This is a genomic window from Pseudomonas sp. TWI929 (assembly GCF_039673335.1).
Classification (GTDB): Bacteria; Pseudomonadota; Gammaproteobacteria; order Pseudomonadales; family Pseudomonadaceae; genus Aquipseudomonas.
In genome coordinates, this window is record NZ_JBDJLK010000094.1 from 1 (window position 1) to 20,406 (window position 20,406).

Annotated in this window: 20 protein-coding genes, 1 tRNA gene and 2 pseudogenes; 14 read left to right on the forward strand and 9 right to left on the reverse strand. The window is 61.3% G+C overall.

The window, feature by feature from the left end:
- Positions 1-316 precede the first annotated feature (316 nt).
- Positions 317-1,375: a quinolinate synthase NadA gene (gene nadA, locus ABE456_RS24680; protein ID WP_346646269.1), complete on the forward strand. Its 1,059-nt coding sequence runs from the start codon at positions 317-319 to the stop codon at positions 1,373-1,375.
- Positions 1,376-1,492: 117 nt separating this feature from the next.
- Here the strand turns inward: nadA and ABE456_RS24685 are convergent, their stop codons facing one another.
- Entirely contained in the window at positions 1,493-2,929 is a 1,437-nt protein-coding gene (locus ABE456_RS24685; RefSeq protein ID WP_346646270.1) for a M48 family metalloprotease, read from the reverse strand.
- Positions 2,930-3,051: 122 nt separating this feature from the next.
- Between ABE456_RS24685 and ABE456_RS24690 the strand changes: the two genes are divergently transcribed.
- Together ABE456_RS24690 and ABE456_RS24695 are read left to right on the forward strand one after the other, a co-directional pair.
- Entirely contained in the window at positions 3,052-3,291 is a 240-nt protein-coding gene (locus tag ABE456_RS24690; RefSeq protein ID WP_346646271.1) for a sulfurtransferase TusA family protein, read from the forward strand.
- Positions 3,292-3,311: 20 nt separating this feature from the next.
- A complete protein-coding gene (locus ABE456_RS24695; protein ID WP_346646272.1) occupies positions 3,312-4,382 on the forward strand; it encodes an AI-2E family transporter in 1,071 nt (356 codons plus the stop codon).
- Positions 4,383-4,500: 118 nt separating this feature from the next.
- Here the strand turns inward: ABE456_RS24695 and ABE456_RS24700 are convergent, their stop codons facing one another.
- Positions 4,501-4,974 (reverse strand): peroxiredoxin, encoded by a 474-nt coding sequence (locus ABE456_RS24700; RefSeq protein WP_346646273.1) that lies wholly within the window; start codon positions 4,972-4,974, stop codon positions 4,501-4,503.
- Between the two features lie 11 nt (positions 4,975-4,985).
- Positions 4,986-5,546 carry a glycine cleavage system protein R gene (locus ABE456_RS24705; protein WP_013973793.1) on the reverse strand — a complete coding sequence of 187 codons (561 nt, stop codon included), beginning with the start codon at positions 5,544-5,546 and terminating at the stop codon, positions 4,986-4,988.
- 259 nt (positions 5,547-5,805) lie between these two features.
- On the opposite strand from ABE456_RS24705, the gene dapA reads away from it, so the two are divergent.
- The 5 genes from dapA to ABE456_RS24730 all read left to right on the forward strand — a co-directional run bounded on the left by dapA (position 5,806) and on the right by ABE456_RS24730 (position 9,511).
- Positions 5,806-6,693 (forward strand): 4-hydroxy-tetrahydrodipicolinate synthase, encoded by an 888-nt coding sequence (gene dapA / locus ABE456_RS24710; RefSeq protein WP_346646274.1) that lies wholly within the window; start codon positions 5,806-5,808, stop codon positions 6,691-6,693.
- A 15-nt stretch (positions 6,694-6,708) separates the two neighbouring features.
- Positions 6,709-7,830, forward strand: coding sequence for an outer membrane protein assembly factor BamC (gene bamC, locus ABE456_RS24715; RefSeq protein WP_346646275.1), 1,122 nt, complete (start codon positions 6,709-6,711; stop codon positions 7,828-7,830).
- The gene (locus ABE456_RS24720) at positions 7,831-8,589 is read left to right on the forward strand and encodes an MBL fold metallo-hydrolase (protein WP_346646276.1); all 759 of its coding nucleotides are present in this window, start codon (positions 7,831-7,833) and stop codon (positions 8,587-8,589) included.
- 30 nt (positions 8,590-8,619) lie between these two features.
- Positions 8,620-9,330 carry a phosphoribosylaminoimidazolesuccinocarboxamide synthase gene (gene purC, locus ABE456_RS24725; RefSeq protein WP_011535129.1) on the forward strand — a complete coding sequence of 237 codons (711 nt, stop codon included), beginning with the start codon at positions 8,620-8,622 and terminating at the stop codon, positions 9,328-9,330.
- Positions 9,331-9,421: 91 nt separating this feature from the next.
- A tRNA-Ser gene (locus ABE456_RS24730) sits at positions 9,422-9,511 on the forward strand.
- Positions 9,512-9,767: 256 nt separating this feature from the next.
- Here the strand turns inward: ABE456_RS24730 and ABE456_RS24735 are convergent.
- The 5 genes and pseudogenes from ABE456_RS24735 to ABE456_RS24755 all read right to left on the reverse strand — a co-directional run bounded on the left by ABE456_RS24735 (position 9,768) and on the right by ABE456_RS24755 (position 11,214).
- Positions 9,768-10,169, reverse strand: a complete 402-nt coding sequence (locus tag ABE456_RS24735; protein WP_346646277.1) for a type II toxin-antitoxin system HicB family antitoxin — start codon at positions 10,167-10,169, stop codon at positions 9,768-9,770.
- A 39-nt stretch (positions 10,170-10,208) separates the two neighbouring features.
- Positions 10,209-10,390: pseudogene (locus tag ABE456_RS24740) on the reverse strand (type II toxin-antitoxin system HicA family toxin).
- Positions 10,332-10,529, reverse strand: a pseudogene (locus tag ABE456_RS24745) (hypothetical protein); the annotation flags it as partial. The pseudogenes ABE456_RS24740 and ABE456_RS24745, both read right to left, overlap by 59 nt.
- Positions 10,526-10,798 carry a DUF3077 domain-containing protein gene (locus ABE456_RS24750; RefSeq protein ID WP_346646278.1) on the reverse strand — a complete coding sequence of 91 codons (273 nt, stop codon included), beginning with the start codon at positions 10,796-10,798 and terminating at the stop codon, positions 10,526-10,528. The gene ABE456_RS24750 and the pseudogene ABE456_RS24745, both read right to left, overlap by 4 nt.
- A gap of 152 nt (positions 10,799-10,950) precedes the next feature.
- On the reverse strand, positions 10,951-11,214 hold the full coding sequence (locus tag ABE456_RS24755; protein ID WP_346646279.1) for a hypothetical protein: 264 nt from the start codon (positions 11,212-11,214) through the stop codon (positions 10,951-10,953).
- A gap of 421 nt (positions 11,215-11,635) precedes the next feature.
- Between ABE456_RS24755 and ABE456_RS24760 the strand changes: the two genes are divergently transcribed.
- The 4 genes from ABE456_RS24760 (at position 11,636) to ABE456_RS24775 (ending at position 17,189) form a co-directional block, all read left to right on the forward strand.
- Positions 11,636-12,799, forward strand: a complete 1,164-nt coding sequence (locus tag ABE456_RS24760) for an ATP-binding protein (RefSeq protein ID WP_346646280.1) — start codon at positions 11,636-11,638, stop codon at positions 12,797-12,799.
- 379 nt (positions 12,800-13,178) lie between these two features.
- Positions 13,179-14,039, forward strand: a complete 861-nt coding sequence (locus ABE456_RS24765; RefSeq protein ID WP_346646281.1) for an SH3 domain-containing protein — start codon at positions 13,179-13,181, stop codon at positions 14,037-14,039.
- Between the two features lie 8 nt (positions 14,040-14,047).
- Positions 14,048-15,970, forward strand: a complete 1,923-nt coding sequence (locus tag ABE456_RS24770) for a hypothetical protein (RefSeq protein ID WP_346646282.1) — start codon at positions 14,048-14,050, stop codon at positions 15,968-15,970.
- Between the two features lie 10 nt (positions 15,971-15,980).
- Complete coding sequence (locus tag ABE456_RS24775; RefSeq protein WP_346646283.1) at positions 15,981-17,189, forward strand: hypothetical protein; 1,209 nt, start codon at positions 15,981-15,983, stop codon at positions 17,187-17,189.
- Between the two features lie 100 nt (positions 17,190-17,289).
- Here the strand turns inward: ABE456_RS24775 and ABE456_RS24780 are convergent, their stop codons facing one another.
- The gene (locus tag ABE456_RS24780; RefSeq protein WP_346646284.1) at positions 17,290-17,907 is read right to left on the reverse strand and encodes a LysE family transporter; all 618 of its coding nucleotides are present in this window, start codon (positions 17,905-17,907) and stop codon (positions 17,290-17,292) included.
- Positions 17,908-18,098: 191 nt separating this feature from the next.
- Between ABE456_RS24780 and ABE456_RS24785 the strand changes: the two genes are divergently transcribed.
- Positions 18,099-18,290 (forward strand): DUF4223 family protein, encoded by a 192-nt coding sequence (locus ABE456_RS24785; RefSeq protein ID WP_346646285.1) that lies wholly within the window; start codon positions 18,099-18,101, stop codon positions 18,288-18,290.
- A 387-nt stretch (positions 18,291-18,677) separates the two neighbouring features.
- Entirely contained in the window at positions 18,678-20,315 is a 1,638-nt protein-coding gene (gene mqo, locus ABE456_RS24790) for a malate dehydrogenase (quinone) (protein WP_346646286.1), read from the forward strand.
- The last annotated feature ends 91 nt before the right edge of the window (positions 20,316-20,406 follow it).

Below are 20,406 nucleotides of genomic sequence, written 5' to 3' on the forward strand. Positions count from 1 at the left end.
GGCAGCTTGGACCTTGTATTCTCTTGAGTAAGATTTACGCACTAATTTTGCCTCCAATTGGGCGCCATCATAGCGCCCGATGAAGGTGTCCAAAATCATTAGGCCAGTTCAGCTTGCCGGCGATAGGACCAGCGCAGGCAACACAAAAACCCCTTTAGTAATCGCTGGATTGTCTGTAGCCTTCGGCCTCCGATAATAATCCGCGCCCGCAGAGGGCCGTGGCGGCCTGTGTGCCGTCCGGCACCCTTAGCCGATCTGTCAGGGCCGGGTGATACACTCGATTTGACGCGCACACGCGCCCGCAGGTCCAGCGATCATGACCCAGATTTCCGAACGCCTGTTGGTTCAGGCCCACCTCGACGCCAAGCAGCCCAACCCGCTGACAGCCGAGCAGGAGGCCGAATACCGTGCGGCCATTGCTGCCGAGCTCAAGGCCCAGAACGCCGTGCTGGTTGCCCACTATTACTGCGACCCGGTTATCCAGGCGCTGGCCGAAGAGACCGGCGGTTGCGTGTCCGACTCGCTGGAAATGGCCCGCTTCGGCAAGAACCACCCGGCCGAAACGGTGATCGTTGCCGGTGTGCGCTTCATGGGCGAGACGGCAAAAATCCTCACCCCGGAAAAGCGCGTGCTGATGCCAACCCTGGAGGCCACCTGCTCGCTCGACCTGGGTTGCCCGGTGGAGGAGTTCTCGGCCTTCTGCGACCAGCACCCCGAGCGCACCGTGGTGGTTTACGCCAACACCTCCGCGGCTGTGAAGGCCCGCGCTGACTGGGTGGTGACGTCGAGCTGCGCGTTGGAAATCGTCGAAAGCCTGATGGACAACGGCGAAACCATCATCTGGGGCCCGGACCAGCACCTGGGCCGTTATATCCAGAAGCAGACCGGTGCCGACATGCTGCTGTGGGACGGTGCCTGCATCGTTCATGAAGAGTTCAAGTCGCGCCAGCTGGCCGACATGAAGGCGCTGTACCCGGAGGCTGCGATCCTGGTGCACCCCGAGTCGCCGGAAGCGGTGATCGAGTTGGCCGACGCGGTGGGTTCCACCAGCCAGCTGATCAAGGCGGCGCAGACCCTGCCGAACAAGACCTTCATCGTCGCCACCGACCGTGGCATCTTCTACAAGATGCAGCAGCTGTGCCCGGACAAGGAGTTCGTCGAAGCGCCTACCGCCGGTAACGGCGCGGCGTGCCGTAGCTGCGCGCACTGCCCGTGGATGGCGATGAATACCCTGGAGCGGGTGTTGCATTGCTTGCGTAATGGCGGTGACGAGATTTTTGTCGACCCGGCGTTGGTGCCCAAGGCGATCAAGCCGCTGAACCGGATGCTGGACTTTACCCAGGCGGCTCGCCTGAAGTTGTCCGGTAACGCCTGAAATTGCTGGGGCCGCTCTGCGGCCCAATCGCGACGCAAGGCCGCTCCTACAGGCGATCGCGTCCCCCTGTAGGAGCGGCCTTGTGTCGCGAAAGGGGCGCAAAGCGCCCCCAAATTATCAGCGACCCATCATTTCCTGAACCATGCGCTTTTGCTCCATGATCTCGCGCTGGCGCTGGTCGATCTGCGAAGCCAGCGGGAAGTTGCTACCCGCCCGACGCTTGGCGTAATCCAGCTGCTGGATCGCCTGGTCAAAATCCCCCACCAAGGTGAAGTACTCGGCACGCGCCCGGTGCAAGCCGATGGTATTGCCCGACAAACCGCGCACTTCGGCCATGTCGTACCACACGTCCGGGTCATCCGGCCGGCTCTTGACCAGCTCGTTCAACACCTTCTCCGCCTCGGCGGGCTTGTTCAGCTTCACCAGCAAGTCGGCGCGCACCTGTTTCAGCGGGTAGTTGCCCGGGTACAGCCCCTGCATGCGCTCAGCCCGCTGTTGCGCGTCGGCCAGGCGGTTGTTGGTGATGTCCAGGTCGATCTGCGCCAGGTTGTAGGTGATGTCGTTGGGCGCCTTGGCCAGTAGCGGCTTGAGCATTTCACGCGCTTCGTTGAGCTGGCCACCCTTGATCTGCGCCAGGGCCAGGCCGTAACGCGCAGCGTCGAGCTTGGGGTCTTCGTCCAGCTGGGCACGGAAGCGCTTGGCGGCCAGCCCCGGGGTGCCTTCATAGGTGAGCGCCACCCGGGCCCGGATCAGCTGGTAGCGCATAGTGTCTTCCACACCCCCTTTGGGCGCCTGGTCGGCACGGTTGCGGGTGTCGGCGATACGCGATTCGGTCACCGGGTGAGTCAGCAGGAATTCCGGTGGTTTGGCGTCATAGCGATACTGGCGTGCCAAGCGCTCGAACATGGTCGGCATGTTGCGCGGGTCGTAGCCGGCTTTTTCCAGGTTCTGGATGCCGATGCGGTCGGCTTCCTGTTCATTCTGCCTTGAGAAACGCCGTTGTTCCTGGATGGCCGCGGCCTGGGTGCCGGCGATCATGCCGATACCGGCATCGCCAGCGCCGCCGGCCGCCAGCACGATACCGGCCAGCAGCGCCGCCATCATCGGCAGCTGCATGCGCTGCTGGGCCTCGACGCCGCGGGCGAAGTGGCGTTGCGACAAGTGCGCCAGTTCGTGCGCCAGTACCGAGGCATACTCGCCTTCGGTCTGGGCGTTGAGGAACAACCCGCCGTTGACCCCGACAATGCCACCTGGTGCTGCGAAGGCGTTGAGCTCGCGGCTGTCGATGAGGATGAATTCCAGGCGCCGGTCCTGCAGCTGGCTGGTCTCGGCCAGGCGATACACGCTGGTTTCGACATAGTCCTTCAGCTGCGGGTCGTTAAGCTGGTTGACCTGGCCGCGCAGCAGGCTTAGCCAGGCACGGCCGAGCTGGTGTTCCTGCTGCGGCGAGACGATCGCGGAACTGGCGTCACCCAGTGATGGCAGGTCGTCAGCATGGCCGGGGAGGGCCAACAGGCAGGCCAGCGTCAGCAGGGTAGGGCGCAGTAGATTCATGCATGAAACTCGCGTCGGATCAAAGATACCTACTGTAGCGGGCTCACACGTTGGCGACCAGTGGCGCTATCCTAGCCAGCCATGCCAACAAGCAGTCTGGCAATGCCTTTGGAGACCCCGCGATGAGTGACACCCTGACCTGCGACGCCGTACTGGACGCCAGCGGGCTGAATTGCCCTTTGCCGCTGCTCAAGGCCAAGATGGAGCTCAATCGCCTGGCCAGCGGCGCGGTACTCAAGGTGATCGCCACGGATGCCGGCTCGCAGCGTGACTTCCGCACTTTCGCAAGGTTGGCCGGTCATACCTTGCTGCAGGAAACGGCCGAGGCCGGTACCTACACCTACTGGCTGCGCAAGGCCTGAGTCTTTTCCAAGGATCGTCAATGTTCAAAGTGCTTCGCGACTGGATGCAGCGCTACTTCTCCGATGAAGAAGCAGTGGTGCTGGCGGTCCTTTTGTTCCTGGCTTTTACCGCAGTGCTCACCCTGGGCGGCATGCTTGCGCCGGTGTTGGCGGGCATGGTGCTGGCGTTCCTGATGCAGGGGCTGGTCAATGCCCTGGAGCGCGTGCGGGTACCGACCCGGCTGGCGGTGATGCTGGTGTTTGCCCTGTTCATGGGCGCGCTGGCGGTGTTCATGCTGGTGCTGGTGCCGCTGCTGTGGCACCAGCTGATCACCCTGTTCAACGAGCTGCCGGGCATGCTCGGCAAGTGGCAGTCGCTGTTGCTGTTGCTGCCCGAGCGCTACCCGCACCTGGTGTCGGATGAGCAGGTGCTGCATGCCATCGAATCGGTGCGCGGTGAAATCGGCAAGTTCGGCCAATGGGCGTTGACCTTCTCGTTGTCCAGCCTGCCGCTGCTGGTGAATGCCATGATCTACCTGGTACTGGTGCCGATCCTGGTGTTCTTCTTCCTCAAGGACCGCGAACTGATCGGCCGTTGGGTGAGTGGCTACCTGCCACGCCAACGCACCCTGCTGAACCGGGTGGGCAACGAGATGAACCGGCAGATTGCCAACTACATTCGCGGCAAGGGTATCGAGATTCTGATCTGCGGCATCGCCACCTACATCGCCTTCATCATGTTGGGGCTCAACTACGCCGCGCTGCTGGCGTTGCTGGTGGGGCTGTCGGTGGTGGTGCCTTATGTGGGCGCGGTGGTGGTGACCGTGCCGGTGACGCTGATTGCGCTGTTCCAGTGGGGCTGGGGCGACCAGTTCATCTACCTGATGACGGTGTACGCGATCATCCAGGCGCTGGACGGCAACGTGCTGGTGCCGCTGCTGTTCTCCGAGGCCGTGAGCCTGCACCCGGTGGCGATCATTTGCGCGGTGTTGCTGTTTGGCGGGTTGTGGGGGTTCTGGGGGATCTTCTTTGCCATCCCGCTGGCGACCTTGATCAAGGCCGTGCTGGATGCCTGGCCTAGGCAGGAGCCGAGTGTTTCGCCGATGCTTTGATGTAATTGGGGCCGCTTTGCGGCCCTATCGCGACACAAGGCCGCTCCTACAGGGGGTCGCGGTCCCTTGTAGGAGCGGCCTTGTGTCGCGAAAGGGGCGCAAAGCGCCCCCGGCAATATCAAGCCTTGTTCAGGCCCTGAGCAGCAGCCAACACGGCCTCCACATGCCCCGGCACCTTCACCCCACGCCATTCCTGGCGCAGCACACCGTCCTTGTCGATCAGGAAGGTGCTGCGGTCAACGCCCATGTATTCCTTGCCATACAGCTTCTTCAGCTTGATCACGTCGAACAGCTGGCACAGGGCCTCGTCCTTGTCGCTGATCAGCTCGAATGGGAAGCCTTGCTTGGCCTTGAAGTTCTCGTGCGACTTGATGCCGTCACGCGATACACCGAACACCACGGTGTTGGCGGCGGCAAAGGCGTCATGCTGGTCACGGAAGCCCTGGCCCTCGGTGGTGCAGCCCGGGGTGCTGTCCTTCGGGTAGAAGTACACCACCACTTGCTGGCCCTTGAGTTCGGCCAGGCTGACGGTTTGCCCGCTGGTGGCCTGGGCCTGGAAGTCGGCAACAGGTTGGTCGAGTGCTACAGCCATGGTCGGTTTCCTTACATTGGGTTCTGTGGACGCCATGGCTCGATCAGCGCATCGAGGTTCAGGGCATCGGCAAAGTCCAGGAACTGGTCACGCAGCCAGCTGATCTGGGTGCCGGCCGGCAGGATCACGGTGAACTGGGCGTTGAGCATGCTGCTGCCGGTTTGCGGCGCCAGGTAGGTGTCGCAGGTCATGGCTTCCAGCTCGACGCGGTGGTCGAGGAAGAACTGGCACAGCTCGTTGATGATGTCCGGGCGATAGGCGGCGCTGACGTAGGCCACATAAGGCAGGGCCTGCGGGCGCACTTCCTGGTCGGCGCTGCGCACCACGTCGAGGGTCAGGCCGTGCTTCTTGCCCAGGCCCGGCAGCATGGCTTCGAGGCGCGCCAGGGCGTCCCAGCTGCCGCCCACCTGCAGTACCAGGGCGCTGGTCTCGCCGTGGCGGCTCAGGCGCGAAGTAACCACCGCGCAGCGGTTCTCGAAGGCAGCGCGGCTGAGGACGTTGGCCAGTTCCATGGGGTTCGGCCCCAAGGCACTGATGACAAGAAATTGTTCGCGGACGGTGGGGGTGGACATGCAGCATTCCTAAAGCGATGAGCGGTCGGCACAGGACGGGCGAAAGCCTCCTGTCGGCAGGGCCCGGGGCTCGCATGCGAGGTCGTGGACGCTGGCGGGGAGCAAGGTCGACGGCCCGGCGGGCCGCGCTGCACCGATCAAAGGATCAAGGGTAGCGAAATAAGGCGCCGAGGGGAATGCTCCGCCCGCCTGCTTCGCTTGTGCAAGGCCGATGCCCCCAGTACCATTACCGCTCTCTTTTTCCGGCAGGAGCAGTTACATGATTGCGGGCAGTATGGTGGCATTGGTCACTCCCATGGATGCACAAGGGCGTCTTGACTGGGACAGCCTCGACAAACTTGTAGACTTCCACCTGGAAAACGGCACCCATGCGATCGTCGCTGTCGGCACTACCGGTGAGTCCGCCACGCTGGATGTCGAAGAACACATCCTGGTCATCAAGCACGTGGTCGAGCGCGTCAAGCGTAGCAGCCGCCGTATTCCGGTCATCGCCGGTACCGGTGCCAACTCCACCGCCGAAGCCGTGCACCTGACCCAGAACGCCAAGAATGCCGGTGCCGACGCCTGCCTGCTGGTGGTGCCGTACTACAACAAGCCAACGCAAGAAGGCCTGTACCAGCACTTCAAGCACATTGCCGAAGCCGTCGACATTCCCCAGATCCTTTACAACGTCCCTGGCCGCACCTCCTGCGACATGCAGGCTGACACCGTGATCCGCCTGTCGAAGGTGAAGAACATCATCGGCATCAAGGAAGCGACCGGCGACCTGGCCCGTGCCAAGGCCATCCTGGATGGCGTCAGCAGCGATTTCATCGTCATGTCCGGCGATGACCCGACTGCTGTCGAACTGATCCTGATGGGCGGCAAGGGCAACATCTCCGTTACTGCCAACGTCGCCCCGCGCGAAATGGCCGATCTGTGCGAGGCTGCCCTTGCGGGCGATGCCGAGAAGGCCCGCGCGATCAACGAAAAACTCATGCCGCTGCACAAAGACCTGTTCTGCGAGTCCAACCCGATCCCGGTGAAATGGGCGCTCGTCGAAATGGGCCTGATGCAAAAGGGCATTCGCCTGCCGCTGACCTGGCTGAGCGAAGGCTGCCACGAAAAAGTCCGTACTGCCTTGCGCCAGTCCGGCGTACTGGTTTAAGAGGAAGTACACCGCATGAAGCGACTGGCTGGTCTTTCCGCCCTTGCCCTGATCATTTCCAGCACCAGTGGGTGTGGTTGGCTGTGGGGCGAGGATGGCTATTTCCGCGACCGCGGCAGCGATTACCTGCAGGCGCACCCGACCGCGCCGATGCAGCTGCCGCCGGACGCCAGCAACGTCAAGCGCCTTGACCCGCTGTTGCCGATCCCGCGTAACGTCGCCGACGACACCGCCACTGGCGAGTTCGAAGTGCCGCGCCCGCAACCGCTGACCGGCGGCGCCGCCCAGGTCACCGACTACAGCCTGCAGCGCAGCGGCAGCAGCCGTTGGGTGCTGGCCCAGCATTCGCCAGCCGAAGTGTGGCCGGTGGCTCGCCAGTTCTTCGAGGACAACGGCTTCCGCATTGCCGAAGAGCGCCCGCAGACCGGTGAATTCAACACCACCTGGCAGCGTTTCGACGAACTGTCGGCATCGCTCGGCCAGCGCCTGGCCAGCACCGCCAGCAGCGGTGACAGCGAAGTGCGCGTCCGTGTGCGCATGGAGCCTGGCGTGCAGCGCAACACTTCCGAGGTGTACGTGGTCAGCGTCGAGCGCCCGGCCGGCAGCACCAGCGAGCCAGATTTCCCGTCCACTTCCAGCAACACTGGCGCCGATGCCCTGCTGGTTGACGAAATGCTTGCCAGCATGAACCGCAGCGCCGAGAAGGGCGGTTCGGTGTCGCTGCTGGCTGCGCGCGATTTCGACGCGCCAAGCCGCGTCAGCCTGAGCGAAGACGGCAGCGGCAACCCGGTGCTGTACCTGGGTGCCGACCTGGACCGCGCCTGGTCCAGCGTGGGCCGTGCCCTGGAGCAGGGTGGCGAGTGGCGTGTCGAGGACATCAACCGCAGCCTGGGCCTGTACTACATCAACCTGTCCGAAAAGCCTGACGACAAGCAGAACGAGCCTGGCTTCTTAAGCCGCATGTTCGGCAGCGAGCCGAGCAAGGAAGAGCGTGAAGCCCGTGCCGAGCGCTACCAGGTACGCCTGAGCAAGGTGGGTGAGAGCGTGCAGGTCACGGTCGAGAAAAACATCAACACCGTGGCTCCGGCCGATATCGCCCGCCGCGTGCTGAGCGCCATTCAGGACCACCTGGGCTAAGTGCGCTTCGCGGTACTTGGAAGCGGCAGCCAAGGGAACGGCACGCTCATCGCCAGTGGTGACACGTTCATCCTGGTCGATTGCGGGTTTTCCCTGCGCGAAACCGAGCGGCGCCTGGCGCTGCTCGGCGTGTCGGCGGCCCAGCTCAGTGCGGTACTGGTCACCCACGAACATGCCGACCACGTGCATGGCGTAGGCTTGCTGTCACGGCGCTACAATGTACCGGTCTACCTCAGCCAAGGGACCTTGCGCGGCATGCGCAAGCCGGTGGAGGTGGCCGGTTTTCTCGCTTGTGGCGACAGCCTGCGTATCGGCAGCCTGGAAGTAACAGCGGCGCGGGTCGAGCATGACGCCTACGAGCCGTTGCAGTATGTGCTCAGTGACGGCCAGCGACGCTTCGGCATGCTCACCGACCTGGGCTCGTACGACGCGCTGCTGCTGGAGCGTTACCAAGGCCTGGATGCATTGCTGATCGAGGCCAATCACTGCCGCGACATGCTGGCACGCGGTCACTACCCGGCCTTTTTGAAGCAGCGGGTAGGTGGCATGCAAGGGCATTTGAACAATCACCAGGCTGCGCGCCTGGTACACGAGTTGGGCTGGAGCAACCTGCAACACCTGGTGCTGGCCCACCTCAGCAGCAAGAACAACCTGCCACACTTGGCCCGCCAGTGCTTCGTCGACACCCTTGGGTGCGACCCGGACTGGCTCCAGGTGGCGAATCAGGAACACGGGCTCGACTGGCGCGAAATCGCCTAGCCCAACACCTCAAGCAAGCGGAGCCCAATCATGGAAAAACGCGACGAACTCTACCGCGGCAAGGCCAAATCGGTTTACAAGACCGATGACGCCGACCGCTTGATCCTGCTGTTCCGTAACGACACTTCGGCGTTCGACGGCAAGCGCATCGAACAGCTCGACCGCAAAGGCATGGTGAACAACAAGTTCAATGCCTTCATCATGCAAAAGCTGGAAGAAGCCGGCGTGCCGACCCAGTTCGACAAGCTGCTGGGCGACAACGAGTGCCTGGTGAAGAAGCTGGACATGATCCCGGTCGAATGCGTAGTGCGTAACTACGCCGCCGGCAGCCTGGTCAAGCGCCTGGGCGTGGAGGAGGGCATCAAGTTGGAGCCGTCCACCTTCGAGCTGTTCCTGAAGAACGACGAGAAGGGCGACCCCTTCATCAACGAATCCCACGTTGTCGCGTTCGGCTGGGGCACCGCCGAGCAGCTGGTGGAAATGAAGAAGCTGTCGCTGAAGGTCAACGAAGTGCTGAGCAAGCTGTTCGATGACGCCGGCCTGCTGCTGGTCGACTTCAAGCTGGAGTTCGGCGTATTCCACGGCCAGATCGTGCTGGGCGACGAGTTCAGCCCGGACGGCTGCCGCCTGTGGGACAAAGAGACCCGCAAGAAGATGGACAAGGACCGCTTCCGCCAGGGCCTGGGCGACGTGATCGAAGCCTACGAAGAAGTTGCCAAGCGCCTGGGCGTGCCGCTGTAAGCGGCGCGTTCACGCAAGCGCCTGATACCACGCGATTTTTTTTAAAAAAAGGTTTGCCTTTTAAAAGAACGCTGGTATGATGCGCGGCATTGGAGAGATGCCGGAGTGGTCGAACGGGACGGATTCGAAATCCGTTGTACTGGCAACAGTACCTAGGGTTCAAATCCCTATCTCTCCGCCATACAAGATGAAGCCCCGCAGATTAACGTCTGCGGGGCTTTTTCGTTTCAGGATCAATTTTGATACATTTTCATAATCACCGTTGCTTGAAGCTCACAGGTGCGGGCGGCAGTATGATCGCCAATCGTGCCCGATCCACTGGTGCTGGCTTAGTCCGGCATTACGTTCGGGCCTTCTTTTTCTGGGAAATGGATGTTGCTGGTGCCGAAACCGAACCTATCCTTTAAAGCCCCACCATCGAGTGGGGCTTTTTGTCTCTAGCGACCCAGCTTTTCCATGGCTGCATCGGCCAGGAACGACGACCGGCTCTTTACGTTGTGATCACGTACATATCGGTCTATCTGCTGAATGACGAATCCAGGTAACGTGACGTTGACCTTTTCGGTCTTGCCCAGGTACGGCGTGATGTCGAGTTCCAGCATGCCCCAGCCCATACCAGCGAAGTCCGGATTGTTCCGGTGTATTGCAGCGCTGGTAGGCATTGGAACGGTCTGCCCGCTGCTGGCAATCTCCTCCAACATGATGTGGGCCACCTCGATAGCTGCCGCATAGGCTTCTTCGAAGGTGTCGCCCGCAGTTACCGCGCCAGGGATGTCGGGAATCTGAATACCAATAGCGGTTTTTTCGTCGCCCCATTCGATGCAGATTGGGTATTGCATGGCTTTCTCCTTCAGTGCAACGGAGACGGTAGGACCGGGCTAGATCAACCCGGCGCGTTCCCTGATACTTTTCACTGTGCCGATCGGTAGATCTTTCTTCGGATGCGGCACTGGGATGGTGTTGGATTGTTGGGGTGTTTGAAGATGTGGTGGCTTCCAGTAACACGTTTCAGGATCCAGCCGGCTGCCTGAAGCTCCTTTATCAAATGCCTGCTCTGCACCTACATCTCCTTGTGTTGCCTCGTCAAAATCATACCTCCAGGCGCATAATTCAACAATCGGAGCTTTCGAGAAACCGAAAAGCGTGAAGCCTTTGGTGTTGCTCAAGCCCAGTTCGACTATTGGCATGTCGCCGCTCATTTTTTCATCATCCCCAACTCAGCATCATCCAGCAGCGCCTTGGCCATCGCACTCAGGTAATGCGAAGCCCAGATCAGTTTCTGGTCGCCTTCCATCAGGCCGGTGATGATCAGGTCGCGCACGTAGCCCATCAGTTCGGATGCCTGTTCGCGGGCATCGTGGCAGGGGATGCCGGCTTCGATTCGGAACAGCGGGTGGGTGTTGTTTTCGCCTTGGTAGAAGCAGGTCTTGCCGACGGTGGTGGGTTCTTGGGTGTTGTCGGTTGGCATTGTTTTTATCTCCCTGGAATCTTGGTTGTCTGTGCTGGCCTCTTCGCGGCGGTTCGACGCCTCGACATGCCCGCTCCCACAGGTACTGTGCAGTGCTTGAGGGTTGTGCAATCCCTGTGGGAGCGGGCGCGCCCGCGAAGAGGCCAGGCCTGCTAATGCAGGATGTACGGCTCGGTGGGTAAATGCGGCCACATCTGCAATTGCATCAACGCCGACTCGACCAGCCCCTGTACCGCCTCCATTTCATGGATCACGGCCTGCATCACGATCGAGCTGTGGGCAGTGGGTTTGAGCTGCACCGATTGGCGGGCCACGGACAGGGCGCAGAGTACGTACTCTGAGGACTGGACCAGGGTGTCTTGCAGCACCTGAGTGGAATCGAGGGAGTAGGGTGGATCGGGAACCATCTTGCGCATACACATCTCCAGGATCATTGGAGCTGCCGCAAGCTTGCTGTCAAACAAGAGGGTGGCAGCTGTACATGGGTTGACAGACCGAGGGTCCCGGAGCAACTCGGCGCACACGGAGGTGCCCCACGTACAGCCGCCATAAACAGTGCACGTGTGCGGGAAAATTGTCGGCCTGTCAAAGCCGGCCGTTGATTTTGCAACGACAAGCCGAGACTAGAGCGCGACATAACCCGTCGCAAGCGTTTGAGCGGTTTGGCAGTATGTTTGGGAAATGGCCTACACGGAAGGGGATGTTTCTGAGTTTTTGCTGTAGGACGGGCAGGCTCGGCGGGCGGAAAATGCTGAACGCTAGCGAAATCTACTAAAAGATAGCTAGATTCGCTAGACTTCGCTATCTATTGCTATGACCGTTGCCTGGAGGCAGCCCATGGACCCGTACCGTAACCCTTTCGCCCCCGGTGCCGGCAGCAGGCCGCCCGAACTGGCAGGGCGCGACACGGTGCTTGAACACGCCCGTGTCTCCTGCGGCCGGGCAATCAACGGTCGTAGTGCGCGGTCGATGATGCTGCTCGGCTTGCGCGGCACCGGCAAGACGGTGCTATTGAACGAAGTGGGCAAAATTGCCGAGCAGGCAGGCCTGCTGGTTTCCAAGGTCGAGTCGCCGGAAGAGGACAGCCTTGCCCGTCTGCTCTACCCGGAAATGCGCAAGGTCATGCGCTCGCTGTCCACCGTGGAAGCTGCCAAGCAGATTGCAAACCGGGGCCTCAAAGGCCTGCGCGGGTTTGCCTCCATCTTCAAGATCGATATAGCAGGTGTGGAAGTTGGCGTAGAGCCGGAGCCTGGGCTTGCGGACAGTGGCAACTTGCAATACGACCTGCCAGACCTGTTCAACGTGATAGGGCGGGCAGCCAAAGCCGCTGGCAAGGGCTGGATTCTGCTGATCGACGAAGTCCAGTACCTGAGTGAAGCCGACCTCAGGGCGTTGATCGTCGCCATGTATCGGATGTCACAAGAAGGCCTGCCGATATTGCTTGTTGGCGCCGGGCTGCCTCAGGTCGCGCGGCTGGCAGGGGAGGCGAAGTCATACGCGGAGCGGCTGTTCCTGTATCCCGAAATCAATGCACTGGATGCCGAAGCTGCGGCCCAGGCGGTACTCAAGCCGATTCTGGAAGAAGAGGCGTCCATCGCAGAGGCCGCCTTGAATGAGATTGTCGTGCGAACGAAGGGCTATCCGTTCTTTCTGCAGGAGTGGGCTTCCACGGCCTGGAACTACGCGGAAGGGCCGGAGATATCGCTGGACGATGTCGTTCAGTCTTATTCGGAAACCCTGGCTTTGCTGGATGCGGGGTTCTTCAGGGTGCGTATCGACCAACTGACCCCAAGTGAAGTGCTTTTCGTCAGGGCTATGTCCGGCCTCGGCGATGGGCCTTATGCGGTGGGTGATATCGCCAAGGCGATGGGGCGCACCCAATCATCGCTGGGGCCCATCAGGGCCAAGGTCATTGCCAAGGGTATGGCCTACAGCACCGATCATGGTGTGCTGGACTTCACTGTGCCGCTCTTTGCAGAGTTCATGCGCCGCCAGAGTTGAACCATGTGCCGCTCCCACAGGTGGCGACCCAGCCGGGTCTGAGATAGAGCGGTTTCTCGCAACATTTTGTCTTGAACTGTCAATGGCACCTTGCGCTACAATGCGCCGGCAAAATGCCACTCTCGCCCAAGCCATACGCCGTAATGATTACGCGCGTTGGGCGAAGATTCTTTTCTGACATGGACTCGTTGGATGCTTTGCGACGTACTGGTTTCTCTCGATGCCCTTCGCTTGAAGTGTGATTTGCCATCCAGCGCCACGCCGCTGGATGAGGCCAGTGCCGCCCTCTCTCTGAAAACCCCGCACAACTTCGAATGCTGCCGCCAACCATTGGCTGCGGTACGCGGCTGTGCGCCCCACCGAAAATGGAGTGCTCCACTTGCGTAAGAAATTCGTCGCGTCCCTTCTGGCGGTCGCCATCGCCTCTACCACGGCCTGTGCACAGCTCGGGATCAGCAAAGAGCAAGCGGGCACCGTCATCGGTGGCCTGGCCGGTGTCGCCATCGGCTCGACCATGGGCAGTGGCAACGGCAAGATCGCCGCGGCCTTGATCGCAGGTGGTATCGGTGCCTATGTCGGCAACCGCATCGGCCACATGCTCGATGAGAAGGACCAGCAGGCCCTGGCGCTGCGTACCCAGGAAGTCCTGAGCCAGCAGCAGACCACCGCCAGCACCCAGCCAGTGACCTGGAAGTCCGACCACTCCGGCGCTACTGCGCAGATCGTGCCGGGCAAGGAGTACACCAAGACCAAGCAAGTCGAGGTCAAGCGCGCACCGAAGATCCAGGCGGTGCCGTCGATGAAGCTGATCAACGAACCGTACGTCACCATCAGCGACAACCTGAACGTGCGTGCTGCACCCAACCAGAGTGGCGAGAAAGTCGGCAGCCTGAAGAACCACACCGAGTTCACCGCAGTGGGTTCTACCGGTGACTGGATCCTGGTCGGCCGCAAGGGCGTGACGGTTGGTTACGTGCACAAGAACTACGTCGAGCCCAAGGCGCAAGCAGTAGCCAAGCGCGTGACTCCGGCAGTGAACCTGGACGATCTGGACGTTGCCGCCAACAAGGAAACCCAAGGCTTCGACCTGGATTCGGTGCAGGCGCTGCCAACCCAGACGGTCGCTGCCGAGGCCGCTTGCCGCCCGGTCACTGTAAGCCTGAAGTCGCAAAGCGGCCAGACCGAGCAAGAGCAGAACACCTTCTGCAAACAAGCCAACGGCACCTGGGAACTGATCTGAGGAACTCCATGAAAAAGCACGCGCTCGCGCTGGCTGTGATCGGCGCTTGTGGTCTGGTACCGCAAGCGTTCGGCCATGAGCTGGCCTACTCGAAGAAAGACAACATCAAGGTCGAAGTACCAGGGGATGCCAGCAACTGGTGCAAACCCCAGGTTGAAATGACCATCACCCGCCCGGCCTGGGACAACCAGGAGCTGCTATCGGGCCTGCTGACCAAGCTGCCGTTCGTGTTCACCAAGGACTGCTCGACAGCCAAGGTGAGCTGGAAGGCGGTCGATGCCACGGGCAACCTCTACGCCAGCGGCTCGGGCAATGCCTCGAACCTGGGCCTGGTGACTCTGGCCGCCGCGCCAGCCGCTGCCGCCCCGGCCCCGGTTCAGGCCGCGCCTGTCGCGCCTGTCGCCGCTGCCCCGGCCGCACCTGCCCCGGCCGCACCTGCGCCGGCACCCGTACAGGCCGAGGCCCCGGTAGCAGCAGCTGCCCCGGTTGCTGCGCCAGCCCCGGCCCCTGAGCCGACCCCTGCGGTAGTTGCAGCAGCACCTGCGAAAGTAGAAGTTGCTCCGGCTCCAACCATTGCTGCAGCGCCAGCGCCTGCACCGGCCGTCGAAGCGCCTGCCCCAGCCCCTGTCGCGCCCCCCGTCCCTGCAGCCAGCGCAGCGGTAGCCGCTGCCCCCACGGCGGACTTCGGCCGCGCCGTGGTCCTGCAGAACCAGAAGCTGATGCAGGTAACCGATGGCGCTGGCTGCAAATGGGTGCTGAGCACCTCGATCATCGGTGACGGCGACACCCTGTCGTTCGCCACCAGCCCGGCCATGCCGTGCCCGGCCTCCGGCTTTGGCCAAGGCAGTTTCGAGAAAATCAGCTGGAAGGCCGTGGGCACCTACCGTGGTGATACCTGGACCCGCGCGTACGTTCACCCGAGTGGTTTGATGTTCATCAACAACTTCGAGGCTGCGGTAAAGGACAAGGCGGTTTCCTACCTCACCCCGCAAGCTGACCAGGCCGCATTCCTGGTCGGCGAGATCCCCGCCCGGCAGATGAAGGTGTACCTGACCTTCACCCGCTCCAGCTACAACGTGCTCAGGCCGTTCGGCAGCGACCCGTACTACGTTGCAGTCACGCCTGACGAGTCGTTCGCCCTGGACGCGAACAAGTACAAGGAAGCTGCGCTGGAGATCTTCGACCTGATCAAGGCCACCTCGCCAACCACCACCGATGTGGCCACGCTGTTCATCGTCAAAGACCTGTCGGCGATTTCCAACAACATCTGGGGTAACGACGCGCTGAAGATCACCCGCAACCGCATCGGCATCAACCGCCAGGGCCTGTTCTTCGATGTGCGTGAAGGCACCAACTGGGCGGCTCAGCGTGAGCAACAGCGTGTGCGTGAGGCGCGTCAGCGCCAACAGGAACTGGCCCGCGTGCATACCCGCGTGCTGGAACGTTACCAGCAGTTGCAAGACGGCATGAGCGACTTCAAGGGCCGCGAAACCGAAGCCCTGGCGCAAATGGCCGGCATCAAGGTGCGCTTCGCTTCGCCGCTGGCGCAGCAAGACCCTTCGACCTCGGCCAGCGTGGCGCCGATGATGGTGCACGTCACCGGTAAGCAGGGGGATTTCTACACCATCGATTTTCCGAGCAAAGGCCGCCTGGTGGCGGACGAGGAATACAGCGAAGGCTGGTACGTGACCCAGGTGGCCAACGCCACGCCGTACTACCCGCTGGACGATGGCCGCGCCGTGCCTACCTACCGTGCCTACAGCGCGGGTGAGCCCGAGGCGTGCAAGCAGGACCACTGTGCCGACCGCGTGTCGTTTGGCGCCGTGCTGGCCAGGGAATTCCCCAACGCCGGCATCGATTTCAGCTGGACCCCCGAGGTCTCCCAACAGTTCGTGAACGACTGGAACAACGCTTCCGCCATGGTCCAGTGAGGCAAACACCATGATCAAACAGATGAACAAAAAGCAGCTGCTGATTGGCGGTGTTGCGGCGGCAGTGCTGGTGCTCGGCGGTGGTTACGCAATGGTTTCCAGTTCGGGCAAGAAGGCTGCGCTGGCCTACTACGACGACTTCAAGGAGCGCTATTTCCTTGAGGACGTACTGTCTGAAGGCGACATTTCCTACTCGGCGTTTTCCGGCAACCTGACGGTGGCCGACCCCGAAATCCGCGTGGCGGCAGCAGAGACCAATGGTGCCCAGCAGTTCATGCGCAGCCTGATGGGCCTGGTGGAATCGTCACGTGGTGGTTCGGCTGAAGAAGGCCTGGCGGGTTGGGCCAAGTACCAGCTCAACGTCAGCCGCAACGTTGGCGGGGTTTACCTGAAGGCCGATGCGCTGAAGCTGGCTCACGACGGTGATGCCAAGGACGGCAGCATTCACATCCAGCTGGTTGGCATGCAGATGGCCAACCCTTACGTTGCCAGCAAGGGTGCCGAGGTGGTGCTGGTGGCTGATGTCAGTGATGAAATCCAGCCGCGCGCCGAGCTGGCCGCCAATGGCCGGGCCACCCAGTCGAACTTCGGTTGGGGTGCCAACCTGGCTGTGCGTCAGCCAGTTACTGGCGCGTTCCTGGTCAGCAGCACCGGTGATTTCGGCACCACGGTCGACCTGGACTTCACCATCAAACGCTCCAGTGACGGAGAGGGCTCGATGGCGTTCGTCGTGACCCACCGTAACGACGGTTCCAAGGTGGGCGAGATTGTGCGCAAGGCCGACTTCCAGTCGTTGCCGGAGCTGGACGATGTCGAAACCCAGCTCAAGAATGCCTTGAGCGCCATGCTTATCGGTGCATACAGCCCGTCTACCGGGCAGGCGGTATTGGCTGAAGCGGTAAGCGCTTTTGCCCGTAAGGCCAAGGTGGAGAACTACAGCGTGAGCTACAGCGGCTTCAAATCGCTGAAAGAGGCTTACAGCACCTACCAGCAGAATGTACCGAAGGCGAAGTTCGCTGCCTTCTGCGAAGAGGTCGGGCTGTCGTCGTGGAGCAGTGATTTCGGCGCCAAGGGCAAGAACCACAGCGACTCGGAGTGCGCCATCGGGCAGAAGCTGGTCGAAGATGGCAAGTTCCAGGAGGAATACACCTTCAAGGAAGGTAAAAGCCTGTTTGCGGCGCTGTTCGTGAGCAAGGCGTATCAGCTGGAAACCAATTGATTGGGTGATGGCTGATTGAACAAGCCCCCAGGAACAGTGAGTTGCCGGGGGCTTTTTTTTGCCTTTGAAATTTTGGTGCCGCTTTGCGGTCCCCGGGCCCTCAGCGCATCGCCGCCAGCTTGATACCGAATCCTACCAGGCAAGCCCCCGCCAGCCGCTCGAACATATTGGTAATCCGAGGGTTGGCGCGCATGCGTTCGGCCAACCGGTGAGTCAGCACCACGGCAATCACCCCATACAGGAACGTGATCACCGCCACCGTCGCAGCCATGAAGCCGAAGGTCACCAGCCCTTGGTGCTTCACTGGGTCGATGAACAGCGGGAAAAACGCCATGTAGAACATGATCGCCTTGGGGTTGAGCAGGGTGATCAGCATGGTCTGGCGCAAGTACTGGCCATTGTCCATGCGGCTGGCCCGCGGCGCGTCACCGGGTTTGCTCATCAGCATGCGCAGGCCCAGGTAGGCCAGGTACGCGGCGCCGGCCCATTGCACGATGTGGAAGGCCGCAGGGTAGGTGGCCAGTAAGGTGGCGACGCCAGCTACCGCCAGCCACAACAGGACCTGGTCACCCACGATCACCCCGAAGGTCGCGGCCAGACCAGCCTTGATGCCACCCTTGCCGGTGGCAGTGATCAAAGCGAAATTGCCCGGGCCGGGGATGGCCAGCAGAATGATGAAGGCGATGACGAATGCGCCGTAGTCGGTGACGCCGAGCATGGGGGGGCTCCTGTTGGGCAGTACGAAGGTAGTTCACCCAACTATCGTCGCCAGTTGCGAGCTTTACAACCTGTTGTTGCACAATTGCAAAGAACCCATGCCATGCACGACTTGGATCCAATGCCTGGGTCCGGTATCATCCCGCCGCCATCAGAAGATGGCCGAAGATGATTCATTTAAAGGACTTAGTAATGAAAAAGCTGTTCAAGGCCACCGTAGCCGTTGCTGTTGTCTCGAGTGTTGCCCTGCTGTCGGGTTGCACTGGCCAAGTCTACAACCAACCAAAAAACTGCACCTACGACTACCTGTTCCACCCTTCGGTTTCCATCTCCAAGATCATCGGTGGCTGCGGCCCAATCGATAAACTGCCTCAGCAGCAGTAATCTTGGCGGTACCCTGATCGCGACGCTTGCGGCGTGATCCAAAGCCCCCGGTCATGCACATGGCCGGGGGTTTTTGTTTATGGGCGATTCAGCTGAAGGTCTTGCCCTGGGCATGGAAAGGGAGGCGCTCGCTTGCCGGCGATGAGGCCCTCCCAGGCCTGAGACAACCCGCCACCTTGACTCTCGGGCCGGCAATTTGTTTGTGCTGGCATTTAAGATACAATCGGAAAAACGATTCAGCCTTGTCGGTCAATTCGACAAAAGGCCGAGTCGTTTTCTGGTTCTCTGGCTGCTGAACAATGATCAACAACAAGCCTGCGCTGAAGAACACGGAATACCTGGGCCAGCCACAGGCCCTCCCTCCGTTCTCCTGACTGGAATTGATCAATGTTCAAGAAAGCTGGCAAGACCTTGCTGGGTCTGGCTGTCGCTGCAAGCTTTATGCAAGCGCACGCCGCAGAAACCAAAAAAGTAGATGTGCTGCTGGTCGGCGGCGGCATCATGAGCTCCACCTTGGCCGTGTGGCTGCACGAGCTGGAGCCAAGCTGGTCGATGGAAATGGTCGAGCGCCTGGACGGCGTGGCCGAAGAAAGCTCCAACGGCTGGAACAACGCCGGTACCGGCCACTCTGCGCTGGCCGAGCTGAACTACACCCCGGAAGACAAAGACGGCAACGTCAATATCACCAAGGCCATCGAAATCAACGAAGCCTTCCAGATTTCCCGCCAGTTCTGGTCGTGGCAGGTTCGCCAGGGCGTGCTGAAGAACCCGCACTCGTTCGTCAACACCACCCCGCACATGAGCTTCGTGTGGGGCGATGACAACATCAAGTTCCTGAAGAAGCGCTACGACGCGCTGCAGGCCAGCCCGCTGTTCCGCCCGATGCATTACTCCGAGGACCACGCGCAGATCGCCAAGTGGGTCCCGCTGATGATGGAGGGCCGCGACCCGAACCAGAAGCTGGCCGTGACCTGGACCCCGATCGGCACCGACGTCAACTTCGGCGAGATTACCCGCCAGTTCGTTGGCCACCTGCAGACCCAGAAAGGCTTCGACCTGAAGCTGTCCAGCGAAGTGCAGGACATCACCCGCAACAAGGACGGCTCCTGGCACGTCGAGTACAAGAACCTGAAGGACGGTACCGAGTCGGCCACCGACGCCAAGTTCCTGTTCATCGGTGCCGGCGGCGGCGCACTGAAGCTGCTGCAGAAGTCGGGCATCCCTGAAGCCAAGGAATACGCGGGCTTCCCGGTGGGCGGCTCGTTCCTGGTGACCGAGAACCCGACCGTGGCCATGCAACACATGGCCAAGGCCTACGGCATTGCCTCGACCGGCGCGCCACCCATGTCGGTACCGCACCTGGACACCCGCGTGCTGGACGGCAAGCGCGTGATCCTGTTTGGCCCATTCGCCACCTTCTCGACCAAGTTCCTGAAGAACGGCTCGTACCTGGACCTGCTCAGCAGCACCACGACCCACAACGTGTGGCCGATGACCAAGGTAGGTATCGAGCAGTACCCGCTGGTCGAGTACCTTGCTGGCCAGCTGATGCTGTCTGACGACGACCGCTTCGAAGCCCTGCGCACTTACTTCCCGAACGCCAAGAAAGAAGACTGGCGCCTGTGGCAGGCTGGCCAGCGCGTGCAGATCATCAAGCGTGATGCCGAGAAGGGCGGCGTGCTGAAGCTGGGCACTGAGGTGGTGGCCTCCGAAGACCGTACCATTGCTGGCCTGCTGGGTGCCTCGCCAGGTGCTTCGACTGCTGCGCCGATCATGCTGAACGTGCTGGAAACCGTGTTCAAGGAGAAGGTCGCTACCCCTGAGTGGCAGGCCAAGATCAAGGAAATCGTGCCGAGCTACGGCACCAAGCTGAACGAGTCGGCAGCGGCCACCCAGAAAGAGTGGAACTACACCGCTGAAGTACTGCAGCTGGAGAAGCCACCGGTGATCGACGCCAGCGTTGATTTTGGTGGTGCGGCTAGCCAGCCGGTTGAAAGCAAGCCTGAGAATGACATGGCGCTGTAATCGGCCATTGTTGTGAAAGAAGCCACGGGGGTGACCTCGTGGCTTTTTTTTGCCTGTTCCGGCCGATTCGCGGGTTCACCCGCTAATAGGC

Coding starts and splice junctions, on each gene's coding strand:
- nadA (WP_346646269.1), top strand. CDS start 317: ATGACCCAGATTTCCGAACGCCTGTTGGTTCAGGCCCACCTCGACGCC.
- ABE456_RS24685 (WP_346646270.1), bottom strand. CDS start 2,929: ATGAATCTACTGCGCCCTACCCTGCTGACGCTGGCCTGCCTGTTGGCC.
- ABE456_RS24690 (WP_346646271.1), top strand. CDS start 3,052: ATGAGTGACACCCTGACCTGCGACGCCGTACTGGACGCCAGCGGGCTG.
- ABE456_RS24695 (WP_346646272.1), top strand. CDS start 3,312: ATGTTCAAAGTGCTTCGCGACTGGATGCAGCGCTACTTCTCCGATGAA.
- ABE456_RS24700 (WP_346646273.1), bottom strand. CDS start 4,974: ATGGCTGTAGCACTCGACCAACCTGTTGCCGACTTCCAGGCCCAGGCC.
- ABE456_RS24705 (WP_013973793.1), bottom strand. CDS start 5,546: ATGTCCACCCCCACCGTCCGCGAACAATTTCTTGTCATCAGTGCCTTG.
- dapA (WP_346646274.1), top strand. CDS start 5,806: ATGATTGCGGGCAGTATGGTGGCATTGGTCACTCCCATGGATGCACAA.
- bamC (WP_346646275.1), top strand. CDS start 6,709: ATGAAGCGACTGGCTGGTCTTTCCGCCCTTGCCCTGATCATTTCCAGC.
- purC (WP_011535129.1), top strand. CDS start 8,620: ATGGAAAAACGCGACGAACTCTACCGCGGCAAGGCCAAATCGGTTTAC.
- ABE456_RS24735 (WP_346646277.1), bottom strand. CDS start 10,169: ATGCAATACCCAATCTGCATCGAATGGGGCGACGAAAAAACCGCTATT.
- ABE456_RS24750 (WP_346646278.1), bottom strand. CDS start 10,798: ATGCCAACCGACAACACCCAAGAACCCACCACCGTCGGCAAGACCTGC.
- ABE456_RS24755 (WP_346646279.1), bottom strand. CDS start 11,214: ATGCGCAAGATGGTTCCCGATCCACCCTACTCCCTCGATTCCACTCAG.
- ABE456_RS24760 (WP_346646280.1), top strand. CDS start 11,636: ATGGACCCGTACCGTAACCCTTTCGCCCCCGGTGCCGGCAGCAGGCCG.
- ABE456_RS24770 (WP_346646282.1), top strand. CDS start 14,048: ATGAAAAAGCACGCGCTCGCGCTGGCTGTGATCGGCGCTTGTGGTCTG.
- ABE456_RS24775 (WP_346646283.1), top strand. CDS start 15,981: ATGATCAAACAGATGAACAAAAAGCAGCTGCTGATTGGCGGTGTTGCG.
- ABE456_RS24780 (WP_346646284.1), bottom strand. CDS start 17,907: ATGCTCGGCGTCACCGACTACGGCGCATTCGTCATCGCCTTCATCATT.
- ABE456_RS24785 (WP_346646285.1), top strand. CDS start 18,099: ATGAAAAAGCTGTTCAAGGCCACCGTAGCCGTTGCTGTTGTCTCGAGT.
- mqo (WP_346646286.1), top strand. CDS start 18,678: ATGTTCAAGAAAGCTGGCAAGACCTTGCTGGGTCTGGCTGTCGCTGCA.